The sequence below is a fragment of the Staphylococcus devriesei genome (genome assembly GCF_002902625.1).
GTDB lineage: Bacteria > Bacillota > Bacilli > Staphylococcales > Staphylococcaceae > Staphylococcus > Staphylococcus devriesei.
Genome location: NZ_PPRG01000002.1, coordinates 15,978 through 28,561, shown reverse-complemented (window position 1 = coordinate 28,561; position 12,584 = coordinate 15,978). Strand labels below are relative to the sequence as shown.

Genomic DNA, 12,584 nt, shown 5'->3' with positions numbered 1-12,584 from the left:
GATTATGAATTTCTTTTTTAATTAAAATAATTTATAATGATGATGAGTATAATTGAGGAGGACTACTATGAAAATCGCAGTAATGGCAGATTCCACTGGGTATCTACCAAAAGAGATGATTGAGAAATACCAGATACCTATTGCACCATTAAGTGTAGCGTTTGATGATGGTAAAACGTTTACCGAGAACGATAATGTCCCAATAGAACACTTTTATCAAAAAATGGCCTCATCAAAAACATTCCCAACTACTAGTCAACCAGCAATTGGTGAATGGCTTCAAAATTACGAACAACTTAGAGATAAAGGCTATACAGATATTATTGTAATTAACTTATCAAGCGGCATAAGTGGTAGTTATCAATTAGCCACACAAGCGGGCGAAATGGTTGAAGGTGTTAATGTCTATACGTTCGATAGTAGATTAGCTGCAATGATTGAAGGTAGTTATGTATTATATGCTTTAGAGCTTGTCGAAAAAGGATTTACACCTAACGTAATTATCGAGGAATTATTAGAAATTAGAGAAAATACTGGTGCATATCTACTTGTAGACGATTTGAAGAATCTACAAAAAAGTGGACGTATTACGGGAGCACAAGCTTGGGTAGGTACATTATTAAAAATGAAACCAGTTCTTCGCTTTGAAGAAGATGGTAAAATCTATCCATTTGAAAAAGTGAGAACAAAAAAACGTGCATTTAACTCTTTAGAACAAAATATTTTTGATAAAATTAAAGGATTAGATGAAGTGACCGTTTTTGTAATTAATGGTGACAAAATTGAAGAAGGTAAGGCCTTTTACAATCATTTAAAAGAAACATATCCTGATGTGAATATTCAGTATTCTGAGTTTGGTCCTGTAGTAGCTTCTCATTTAGGTTCTGGAGGCTTAGGCTTAGGTTACTTCCCTAAAAAAATCATCATCAATTAATATATAAACCGTATTTATAAGTTTAAGAGTACTTGTTGGGAGCGAGATTGAAATCTAATGTAACGTCATAGATTTCGTAATCTCGCTCCAACTTCATTAATAATTTGAAAAGGGCGTGGTACAAAATAAAACATTATGGAAAGTTAGTTTTTCCTTCTATGATTTTAAGTGATGAACACATCCTCTCAGTGTCCTCAGGTATTTTAACTACTTCTCATGGCTATCGTTGTCTTCAATGTGGTAATGAAGATCCAGACTATTGGTGCCAGTATGATTCTCTATATTCAAAGCAAACTATTATATATTGCCGACGATGTATTCAATTAGGACGCATAGACAATGTTACACAGTACAAGATAACAAAGAGCGTAAGTAAAATATCTAATGGAAGAGTATAAATTACCATTTGAGTTATCTGAGCAACAAACGTATGCTTCCGGCAAGGTAGTACAAGCAATAAAAGTTCAAAAAGACTTATTATTATATGCGGTTACCGGTGCAGGAAAAACAGAGATGATATTTGAAGGTATTCATATAGCGCGTCAGTTGGGCTATAATATTGCCGTCGTTTCTCCGAGAGTAGACGTGGTCATAGAAACGAGTATACGGGTGCAACAAGCATTTACGTGTGAAGAAATTGATATCTTACATCAGTCTAGTCATCAACAATATAATGGTCATTTCGTGATTGCCACAATTCATCAACTTTATCGCTTCAAAAATCATTTCGATGTTGTTTTTATAGATGAAGTCGATGCTTTTCCCTTATCAATGAATCCTCAGCTATTTAATGCAATTCATCTTGCTGCTAAACCTCAACATAGTTACATCTTTATGACGGCTACGCCAAATCAACGTTTAACCAAACAACTGTCTAACGATCAGATTATCCAACTTCCCGCTCGCTTTCATCGTCACACTTTACCTATTCCTAAATTTTCTTATTTTAAGTTGAAGCCTAATCGCGTTCAACGCAAACTTAAAGCTATACTACCTCAGCAATTAGAAGCTCAACGCTTTACTTTAGTCTTTTTCAGTAATATAGAAATAATGGAAAGAGTATATAAACACTATCATTATTTCTTTCCAGATCTAATATGTGTCTCTAGTGAAGATGCGTTACGCTTCGATAAGGTTGAAGCTCTACGTAGAGGGGAACATCGCATTGTATTTACAACGACTATTTTAGAACGTGGATTTACTATGGCGCGATTAGATGTCATTGTGCTTAATGCTGATACCTTTGAAAAGACTGCCCTAATCCAAATTGCCGGAAGAGTAGGTCGCAAGAAAGAAGCACCTACAGGCTTGGTATTATTCTTACATGAGGGTGTAACTCTAGCGATGATTTTAGCGAAAAGAGATATCGTTTATATGAACCGACTAGGTATCAAGCGCGGGTGGTTAGATGACTAAGTGTCTTCAATGTTTAAAACCTATTCATGAAACTCTATCTATATTAAATTTTTATAAACCGAAACCTCGTTTGTGCACCACTTGTTTGTCACAGTGGAAACAATGCGAGCTAGTTATGAATGAATATCGATGTTCAAGGTGTTTAAATTATCGTACATCAACGGAAGAGACCTGCTTAGACTGTCAGTTTTTAGCACAGACATTTACTTTAATGACACAGCTTTACTGTGGTTACAAATATACTGGAATAATGAAAGAAACTATTCATAATTATAAAATTATGCGAGATTACTACTTGGCAGATTTACTAGCCACTATGGTTCGGTTGCCTGAGACAACTTATGATCTAATCATACCTATTCCATCTCCTAATGAACGAGATAGGGAAAGGACATTTAATCCCGTTTCCACCATCTTAGATAAAATGGGCGTGAAATATCATAATGTCTTAGGCACATCTTTACGACCTAAACAATCTAGCCTTGGTAAATTAGCTAGAGCTAAAGCGACTAATCCATTTTTTATAAAGGAAGATATAGAGTTAGCTGGTAAAGAAATATTGTTAATCGATGACATTTATACGACTGGTTTGACCATCCATCATGCAGGGGAAAAACTATATGAAAAAAGTATCAGAAAATTCAAAGTGTTTACGTTTTCAAGATAAGCAAAAACATGGTATTATAAAGTTAAGAATTAATAATACAAGAGGTTAAAGGAGAGATAGCTATGATCAGATTTGAAATTCATGGAGATAACCTCACTATTTCAGATGCCATCCGCAACTATATTGAGGAAAAAATTGGTAAGCTTGAACGTTACTTTAATGACGTGCCAAATGCAGTAGCACACGTAAAAGTGAAAACATACCAAAACTCTACAACTAAAATTGAAGTAACTATTCCTTTAAAAAATGTTACTTTAAGAGCGGAAGAACGCCATGACGATTTATATGCGGCAATCGATTTAGTTACTAGTAAATTAGAACGTCAAGTCCGTAAATATAAAACGCGTGTTAATCGTAAACATAAAGGTCAAGGTGAACAAGAAGCCTTTATTTCTGAGGCACAAGTTACTCCTATAGAACCAACTGCACAAACAGAAGATAATCAAGAAACTGATAACGATATTGAAATTATTCGTTCTAAACAATTTAACTTAAAACCAATGGATTCTGAAGAAGCAGTCTTACAAATGGATTTACTGGGACATGATTTTTACATCTTTACAGACCGTGAAACTGATGGAACAAGCATTGTTTATAAACGTAAAGATGGAAAATACGGATTAATTGAAACAACAGAATAGTCGTTTTATAATATTGAGTAATTACTTAGGGCGTCCATATTACATGGGCGCTCTTAGTCGTTCTAACTATTTTAGTATAGTAATTCGTGGACGCTTATATAATGCTATGCTAATGTAATGAGGTAATTAGAAGTTTATGTTTAAAAAGCAAAGATAATAGAAAGTGGCTTAGGGAGATAAAGTAAGTCATACTAGTTGCGTGCAATTAAAAATAGTGTTTATATGAGTTTTTGAGTATAAATTCTAAAGTATAAATGATATGATAAATTGTTGTAAGCCAAACAGTTTTTAAGCTAAAGGAGCGGACGTAATGGGATTTTTATCGAAAATTGTTGACGGCAATAAGAAAGAAACAAAACGTCTGGGTAAAATAGCCGATGAAGTACTCGCATTAGAGGAAGATATGGCTATCTTAACGGATGAAGAAATAAAAAATAAAACAAAACAATTTCAACAAGAAGTTCAAGAAATTGAAGATGTAAAAAAACAGAATGATTACCTAGATAAAATTTTACCTCAAGCGTATGCTTTAGTACGTGAAGGATCAAAACGTGTATTTAATATGACACCGTATAGAGTACAAGTTATGGGTGGTATTGCTATTCATAAAGGTGATATTGCCGAAATGAGAACCGGGGAAGGTAAAACTTTAACAGCTACCATGCCTACATATCTAAATGCATTAGCTGGACGTGGTGTTCATGTTATTACAGTCAATGAATATCTTTCTAGTTCTCAAAGTGAAGAAATGGCAGAATTATACGAGTTTCTAGGTTTAACAGTTGGTTTAAACTTAAACAGTAAATCAACAGATGAAAAACGTGAAGCCTATGCTCAAGATATCACTTATAGTACAAATAATGAATTAGGTTTCGATTATTTAAGAGATAACATGGTGAACTATGCAGAAGAACGTGTTATGAGACCTTTACATTTTGCAATTATCGACGAAGTTGACTCAATTTTAATCGATGAAGCAAGAACGCCATTGATTATTTCAGGGGAAGCTGAAAAATCGACATCATTATATACTCAAGCAAATGTATTTGCGAAAATGCTTAAAGCAGAAGACGATTATAATTATGATGAAAAAACAAAAGCCGTACATTTAACTGAACAAGGCGCTGATAAAGCGGAGCGTATGTTTAAAATTGAAAATTTATATGACGTACAAAATGTTGAAGTAATCAGTCATATTAATACTGCTTTAAAAGCACATGTCACATTGCAACGTGACGTGGATTACATGGTGGTAGATGGCGAAGTATTAATTGTTGACCAATTTACTGGACGTACAATGCCAGGACGTCGTTTCTCTGAAGGTTTACACCAAGCAATTGAAGCTAAAGAAGGCGTAAAAATTCAAAATGAATCTAAAACAATGGCTTCTATTACGTTCCAAAACTATTTCCGTATGTACAATAAATTATCGGGTATGACTGGTACTGCCAAAACGGAAGAAGAAGAATTCCGTAATATTTATAATATGACAGTAACTCAAATTCCAACGAACAAACCGGTACAACGTGTTGATAAATCAGACTTAATTTACATTAGTCAAAAAGGTAAATTTGATGCAGTAGTTGAAGATGTTGTTGAAAAACATAAACAAGGTCAACCTGTACTCTTAGGTACTGTAGCTGTAGAAACAAGTGAATACATCTCTAATTTACTTAAAAAACGTGGTATTCGACATGATGTATTAAATGCTAAAAATCATGAGCGTGAAGCTGAAATTGTAGCAAATGCAGGCCAAAAAGGGGCCGTAACTATCGCTACAAATATGGCTGGTCGTGGTACTGATATTAAATTGGGTGAAGGCGTAGAAGAAATTGGTGGTCTTGCCGTTATCGGTACAGAACGTCACGAATCACGACGTATCGATGATCAATTACGTGGTCGTTCTGGTCGTCAAGGTGATAAAGGTGACAGTCGTTTCTATTTATCGCTACAAGACGAACTAATGGTACGATTCGGTTCAGAAAGACTTCAAAATATGATGAATCGTTTAGGTATGGATGATTCAACACCTATCGAATCTAAAATGGTGTCACGTGCTGTTGAATCAGCGCAAAAACGTGTAGAAGGTAATAACTTCGATGCGCGTAAACGTATCTTGGAATATGATGAAGTCTTACGTAAACAACGTGAAATTATTTATAATGAACGTAATAATATTATTGATTCTGAAGACAGCTCTCAATTGGTTAACGCGATGCTACGCTCTACGTTGCAACGTGGTATTAACTATCACATTAATGAAGAGGACGATAATCCAGATTATGCACCATTCATTAATTATATTAATGATGTCTTCTTACAAGAGGGCGATTTAACAGAAGACGAAATTAAAGGTAAAGATTCTGAAGATATTTTTGAAGTAATATGGGCTAAAATCGAAAAAGTATACGCTAGTCAAAAAGAAAAAATTGGTGACCAAATGCCTGAGTTTGAACGTATGATTTTACTACGTTCAATCGATACACACTGGACGGATCACATTGATACAATGGATCAATTACGTCAAGGTATTCAATTACGTTCATATGCTCAACAAAATCCGCTTCGTGATTATCAAAATGAAGGACACGAGTTATTTGATATGATGATGCAAAATATTGAAGAAGATACTTCTAAGTTCATTCTTAAATCAGTCATTCAAGTAGATGACGATATTGAACGTGAAAAAACAACTGACTTTGGTAAAGCGCAACATGTCTCTGCTGAAGACGGCAAAGAAAAATCGAAAAAACAACCAGTTGTTAAAGGAGATAAAATAGGCCGTAATGACCCATGTCCATGTGGCAGTGGTAAGAAATATAAAAATTGTCACGGTAAAGATGAATAATAGGTAGACCCTCAAATTAAGCGGGAGATGTGAAGTATGTTCACACTCCTGCTTTTACTGTATTTCATGGTAAGGGCTATCACCTATGAGAGGGCTTAACTTAACAATTGAAAGTCGCAAGTGAGGGTGGCCTTTTCCAAACGAAATGACAAGTCGTAAAATTATCGTGTATTATAAGAACATGTATAGCGAATGAATAGGAGAGATAAATGATGGAATTATCGGAAATTAAACGTAATATTGATGAATATAATAAAAACCTAGCACAAATTAGGGGGTCTCTTTGACTTAGAAAATAAAGAGACAAATATTCAGGAATACGAAGAAATGATGACGGAGCCAAATTTCTGGGATGACCAGAATAAGGCGCAAGAAGTTATTGATAAAAATAACGCGTTAAAATCAGTGGTGAATGGTTACCGAGATTTAGAACATGAAGTCGAAGATATGATGGCGACATGGGAGCTATTGCAAGAAGAATTTGATGAAGATATGAAAGGTGATTTGGAAGTGGAGATTGACGCTTTCAAGGCCAAAGTCGACCAATTTGAGTTGCAATTATTATTAGATGGACCCCATGATGCGAATAATGCAATTCTTGAATTACACCCAGGGGCTGGTGGTACAGAATCACAAGATTGGGCGAGTATGCTATTACGTATGTATCAACGTTATGGTGAACAAAAAGGTTTCAAGGTTGAAACGGTGGACTATTTACCCGGTGATGAAGCTGGCGTTAAGAGTGTAACATTGTTAATTAAAGGGCATAATGCTTATGGCTATTTAAAAGCTGAGAAAGGCGTACATCGTTTAGTTAGAATATCGCCATTTGATTCCTCAGGACGACGTCATACATCATTTGCCTCTTGTGATGTTATTCCAGAATTTAATAATGACGAAATTGAAATTGAGATTAATCCAGACGATATTACCGTTGATACATTTAGAGCATCAGGCGCAGGTGGTCAACATATTAATAAAACTGAATCTGCAATACGTATTACACACCATCCTTCGGGTATCGTAGTTAATAACCAAAATGAACGTTCGCAAATTAAAAACCGTGAAGCGGCAATGAAAATGTTAAAAGCCAAATTATATCAATTGAAATTAGAAGAACAAGCACGTGAAATGGCTGAAATCCGTGGTGAACAAAAAGAAATTGGTTGGGGCAGTCAAATTCGTTCGTATGTATTCCATCCGTATTCAATGGTTAAAGATCATCGTACTAATGAAGAAACGGCTAAAGTTGATGCAGTAATGGACGGAGATATTGGGCCATTTATTGAAGCTTATTTAAGACATACTATGGATAATAGTGAAGTATAACTTAATGGTTAGAAAGCAATAAGCTATTTGGTTAGATGATTGGCATTAACTTGCAAGAGTGCGTTTAATTACTTAATAATTAAGTAATAATTTAATTTTAAATGTAAAGCACAAAGTTTATTGTTACTAAAGTGACGAATAATAAATCATTCTTGCGAGTTATTTGACCTTTATATTACAAGGCTTTAACAAAGCGCTTTTATAATGTGAGTTATGGTACAGTATAAAAAACAAGTATATCAATCAACAAAGGAATGACAGCATGAGAAATAAAACTTTAACTGTAACATTGGCTTCTATTGCATCATTTGTCGGATTTAATGGGTTAGCACATGCACAACAAACACATGTGGTGAAAGATACAATTTCAGTGCAAGAACTTGCTCATCAATTCGCTACGACAACTAGTGAAATTCGTTCATTAAATAATATAACTACTAATCAAATCCAATCAAACACACAAGTTATCTTACCAGATAACGATATTATTGAAGTAAAACCTGGTGATACGTTGAATAAAATTGCATCAGCACATCATCTTACTTTAAATCAATTATATGCTTTAAATCCAGGTTTAACATTATTAATTCATCCTGGAGATTTGATTGCAGTAAGTGAAAAGGGTGCTGCTAGTTTAGACAGTAGCTTAGTAAATTATGGTGCTACATATACTGTTCCTGCTACCGATAAACAAGGTGAAAAGTCTGTAAAGGATGATACCGTAGCGAAAAACGTAATGATTAATGTAGATGAACATGGTGAAGGTGCTCAACTTGCTACGAGTGATGTGCATAAAATAAATGTTGTTCAAGCACCAGTAGATAATAGCTTTAACAAACAAAATGTGACTCACACATCAGTTACGTCAAGTGAATCAAGTGCACCAAAACCACCAAGTGTGTCAAGGACCTCAGCGGTAAGTCATGTGTATCATGCATCTACAACAAGTAAGGCAGCCCATGTTACACCAAGCAGACCACCAATGAGCCATTCAACGCATACTGTTTCGAAACAATATAAGGTATCCCGCAATACACCGGTATCACATTCTTACAGTTATAGATCAATTAAGAATCAAGGTAATCAATACTACTATGGAAATTGTATATACTATGCATTTAATCGTCGTCAACAACTAGGACGTTCAGTGGGTAGTTATTGGGGTAACGCAAACAATTGGGCTCATTCAGCTAGACACGCTGGATTAGCAGTCGATCATCGCGCTGAAGTTGGCGCTGTATTCCAAACGAATGCTGGTTATTATGGTCACGTGGGTGTAGTAGAACGTGTTAATCGTGATGGTTCTGTATACGTGTCAGAAATGAACTGGAACGGCCATTTTAATCATGTAACGAATAGAACAATTAGAAATACAGCAGGCTACAATTTTATTCACTAGGTTAAATAAAACTTAAGATATGTACTAATTGAAATGGTAATTTCTATCGAAAGAGGATAGAAATTACCATTTTTTTAGTATATCGATGGATATTGTGTCTAAATAATTACTAAAATTGATATTTTTCACGATACTGTTGATTGATAGAATAAATAAAAGTATAATTTTTAGTTAATAAAGTATGGAGGTATCGCAATATGGGTGTTCATCAATATTTTAAAAGACTTTCAGATTTGGAAAAATTAATTCGGTTACCAGGTAAATTTAAATATTTTGAACATAATGTAGCTGCACATTCTTTCAAGGTCACAAAAATAGCACAGTATTTAGCGACAGTTGAAGAGCATAATGGTAATACAATTGATTGGAAAAGTTTATATGAAAAAGCATTAAACCATGACTTTGCCGAAGTATTTACTGGTGATATTAAAACGCCAGTAAAGTATGCTAGAACTGAGTTGAAAATGTTGTTCTCTCAGGTAGAAGAAGAAATGGTGGACACGTTTATAAATGAAGAGATACCTGAACCCTACCAAGATACTTATCGTAAACGACTTCAAGAAGGAAAAGATGATTCATTAGAAGGACAAATTTTATCTGTAGCAGACAAAATCGACTTATTATACGAAACGTTTGGTGAGATTCAAAAACGTAACCCAGAATCACTATTTTTTGAAATATACGAACATAGTTTAGAAACAATTATGCAATTTGATCATTTAAGTTCAGTACAAGAATTTATCGATTATGTTATACCTGAAATGTTAACTGAGAACTTTATTCCTAGAGCAGAATTACGTGAAACTACGATGGCTATATTAAATCGAAGAAATGGGTGAAATAGATGATCTGGTACGCTTTAGCCGCATTTTTTCCCTGTGTATTAGTTGTTTTATTTAGTGTAATCACAAGAAGCAAATGGGTAGGCGTCATAGCAACACTAATTTTAATTGCTACATCAGTTTATAAAGGTTTTTTTCATAATGAATGGATTATATTTATCGATGTGGTGTCATTATTAGCAGGTTATGTCATTGTTGATAGTCTTAAATTTCATAAACAACAAGATTAATAAGGTTAGAAACAGAACAATTGAACTACTTCATTAGTTGATTTATAGTGTAAATACACATGATAGAGTGAAACAGATGTAGCTATAACATAAGTCTACCTATGTAATGAAATTTAATTTAAAAAATACGTATAAACAACCAAATAACTAAAGGCATGAAATACAAACGTAAGCGAACAAACGTTTGTATTTTTATTTGGATTTTTGCTAAAATATCTGTAAGTAAGAATACTTTTCAAATAATAGGAAATAAAGTAAGAAAGTTAACATTGAGGAGGCGCTTGTCAGAATGGTAGAACACTACCCATTTAAATTAAATTCTGAGTTTGATCCAGAAGGGGACCAACCTCAAGCGATTGAAAAGATAGTTGAAGGCGTAAAAGAAGGTAAACGTCATCAAACGCTATTAGGCGCTACAGGTACAGGTAAAACATTTACCATGAGTAACGTAATTAAAGAAGTCGGTAAACCAACATTGATTATTGCCCATAATAAAACATTGGCAGGCCAATTATATAGTGAATTTAAAGAATTCTTTCCTGAGAATAGAGTTGAATATTTCGTAAGTTACTATGATTACTATCAACCAGAAGCTTATGTCCCTTCGACTGACACTTTTATTGAGAAAGACGCTTCTATTAATGATGAAATAGACCAATTACGACACTCAGCTACGAGTGCGTTATTCGAACGTGATGATGTCATTATTATTGCAAGTGTGAGTTGTATTTATGGTTTAGGTAATCCGGAAGAATATAAAGATTTAGTTGTGAGCGTACGTGTTGGTATGGAAATGGACCGTAGTGAGCTCCTTAGAAAATTAGTCGATGTACAATACTCAAGAAATGATATTGATTTCCAACGTGGGACATTCAGAGTGCGTGGAGATGTGGTGGAGATATTCCCAGCTTCACGTGAAGAAATGTGCATTCGTGTAGAATTTTTCGGCGATGAAATAGACCGTATTAGAGAAGTCAATTACCTTACTGGAGAAGTTATTAGAGAACGTGAACACTTTGCGATTTTCCCAGCATCTCACTTCGTAACTCGAGAAGAAAAAATGAAAGTTGCTATTGAAAGAATTGAAAAAGAGTTAGAAGAACGCCTTAAAGAGTTAAGAGATGAGAATAAATTACTAGAAGCACAACGACTAGAACAACGTACTAATTATGATTTAGAAATGATGCGTGAAATGGGATTCTGTTCAGGAATTGAGAACTATTCTGTCCACTTAACTTTAAGACCACCTGGTTCAACGCCGTATACACTATTAGACTACTTTGGCGATGATTGGTTAGTAATGATAGATGAATCACACGTGACATTACCACAAATTAGAGGGATGTTTAATGGTGACCAAGCACGTAAACAGGTGTTAGTAGATCATGGATTCCGTCTCCCAAGTGCGATGGATAACCGTCCGCTTAAATTTGAAGAGTTTGGACAAAAAACAAAACAACTCGTTTATGTCTCAGCAACACCAGGACCTTACGAACTTGAACATACTGATGAGATGGTTGAACAAATCATTCGTCCTACTGGATTATTGGATCCTAAAATTGATGTTCGACCAACGAAAAATCAAATTGATGACTTGTTAAGTGAAATTCAAGATAGAATCGATAAAAATGAACGTGTACTTGTAACTACGTTAACTAAAAAAATGAGTGAAGATTTAACGACTTATATGAAAGAGGCAGGCATTAAAGTTAACTACTTACATTCTGAAATTAAAACGCTAGAGCGTATAGAAATCATTCGTGACTTACGTATGGGTACATATGATGCAATTGTAGGTATTAATCTACTTAGAGAGGGTATTGATATACCTGAAGTGTCATTGGTAGTTATATTAGATGCAGATAAAGAAGGTTTCTTACGTTCAAACCGTTCACTTATTCAAACAATCGGTCGTGCTGCGCGTAACGATAAAGGCGAAGTGATTATGTATGCGGATAAAATCACTGATTCTATGCAATACGCGATAGACGAAACGCAAAGACGTCGTGAAATTCAAATGGCTCATAATGAAAAATATGGCATCACACCTAAAACAATTAACAAGAAAATTCACGATGTTATTAGTGCTACAGTTGAAAATGATGAAACAAATGAAAAACAACGTACTGAAGTACCTAAGAAAATGACTAAAAAAGAACGCCAAAAAACGATTGAAAATATAGAAAAAGAAATGAAACAAGCAGCGAAAGATTTAGACTTCGAACGAGCTACAGAATTGCGAGATATGTTATTTGAATTAAAAGCAGAAGGGTGAAGC

General features: G+C 34.5%; 9 protein-coding genes and 1 pseudogene. All 10 read left to right on the top strand.

Annotated features, from left to right (window positions below):
* The first annotated feature begins 67 nt into the window (after positions 1–67).
* The 10 genes and pseudogenes from fakB1 (at position 68) to uvrB (ending at position 12,581) form a co-directional block, all read left to right on the top strand.
* The gene (gene fakB1 / locus CD147_RS00250) at positions 68–934 is read left to right on the top strand and encodes a fatty acid kinase binding subunit FakB1 (protein ID WP_103165460.1); all 867 of its coding nucleotides are present in this window, start codon (positions 68–70) and stop codon (positions 932–934) included.
* 158 nt (positions 935–1,092) lie between these two features.
* A pseudogene (locus CD147_RS00245) lies at positions 1,093–2,350 on the top strand (DEAD/DEAH box helicase family protein).
* Positions 2,343–3,017, top strand: coding sequence for a ComF family protein (locus tag CD147_RS00240; protein ID WP_103165459.1), 675 nt, complete (start codon positions 2,343–2,345; stop codon positions 3,015–3,017). Before CD147_RS00245 ends, CD147_RS00240 begins: the two are co-directional and overlap by 8 nt.
* Positions 3,018–3,079: 62 nt before the next feature.
* Positions 3,080–3,658, top strand: a complete 579-nt coding sequence (gene hpf / locus CD147_RS00235) for a ribosome hibernation-promoting factor, HPF/YfiA family (RefSeq protein ID WP_103165458.1) — start codon at positions 3,080–3,082, stop codon at positions 3,656–3,658.
* 310 nt (positions 3,659–3,968) lie between these two features.
* Complete coding sequence (gene secA, locus CD147_RS00230) at positions 3,969–6,506, top strand: preprotein translocase subunit SecA (protein WP_103165457.1); 2,538 nt, start codon at positions 3,969–3,971, stop codon at positions 6,504–6,506.
* Positions 6,507–6,718: 212 nt separating this feature from the next.
* Positions 6,719–7,835 (top strand): peptide chain release factor 2 gene (gene prfB / locus CD147_RS00225; protein ID WP_103165456.1). Its coding sequence is split into 2 segments (ribosomal slippage): positions 6,719–6,790 and positions 6,792–7,835, totalling 1,116 coding nucleotides; the frame shifts between segments, so codons are not numbered across the junction.
* A 262-nt stretch (positions 7,836–8,097) separates the two neighbouring features.
* Complete coding sequence (locus CD147_RS00220) at positions 8,098–9,234, top strand: CHAP domain-containing protein (protein WP_103165455.1); 1,137 nt, start codon at positions 8,098–8,100, stop codon at positions 9,232–9,234.
* A 197-nt stretch (positions 9,235–9,431) separates the two neighbouring features.
* A complete protein-coding gene (locus CD147_RS00215) occupies positions 9,432–10,073 on the top strand; it encodes a YfbR-like 5'-deoxynucleotidase (RefSeq protein ID WP_103165454.1) in 642 nt (213 codons plus the stop codon).
* A gap of 5 nt (positions 10,074–10,078) precedes the next feature.
* Positions 10,079–10,306 carry a CsbA family protein gene (locus tag CD147_RS00210; RefSeq protein WP_103165453.1) on the top strand — a complete coding sequence of 76 codons (228 nt, stop codon included), beginning with the start codon at positions 10,079–10,081 and terminating at the stop codon, positions 10,304–10,306.
* Positions 10,307–10,595: 289 nt separating this feature from the next.
* Positions 10,596–12,581, top strand: a complete 1,986-nt coding sequence (uvrB, locus tag CD147_RS00205) for an excinuclease ABC subunit UvrB (RefSeq protein ID WP_103165452.1) — start codon at positions 10,596–10,598, stop codon at positions 12,579–12,581.
* Positions 12,582–12,584: the final 3 nt, after the last annotated feature.

Coding starts and splice junctions, on each gene's coding strand:
- CD147_RS00240 (WP_103165459.1), top strand. CDS start 2,343: ATGACTAAGTGTCTTCAATGTTTAAAACCTATTCATGAAACTCTATCT.
- uvrB (WP_103165452.1), top strand. CDS start 10,596: ATGGTAGAACACTACCCATTTAAATTAAATTCTGAGTTTGATCCAGAA.
- CD147_RS00210 (WP_103165453.1), top strand. CDS start 10,079: ATGATCTGGTACGCTTTAGCCGCATTTTTTCCCTGTGTATTAGTTGTT.
- secA (WP_103165457.1), top strand. CDS start 3,969: ATGGGATTTTTATCGAAAATTGTTGACGGCAATAAGAAAGAAACAAAA.
- fakB1 (WP_103165460.1), top strand. CDS start 68: ATGAAAATCGCAGTAATGGCAGATTCCACTGGGTATCTACCAAAAGAG.
- CD147_RS00220 (WP_103165455.1), top strand. CDS start 8,098: ATGAGAAATAAAACTTTAACTGTAACATTGGCTTCTATTGCATCATTT.
- CD147_RS00215 (WP_103165454.1), top strand. CDS start 9,432: ATGGGTGTTCATCAATATTTTAAAAGACTTTCAGATTTGGAAAAATTA.
- hpf (WP_103165458.1), top strand. CDS start 3,080: ATGATCAGATTTGAAATTCATGGAGATAACCTCACTATTTCAGATGCC.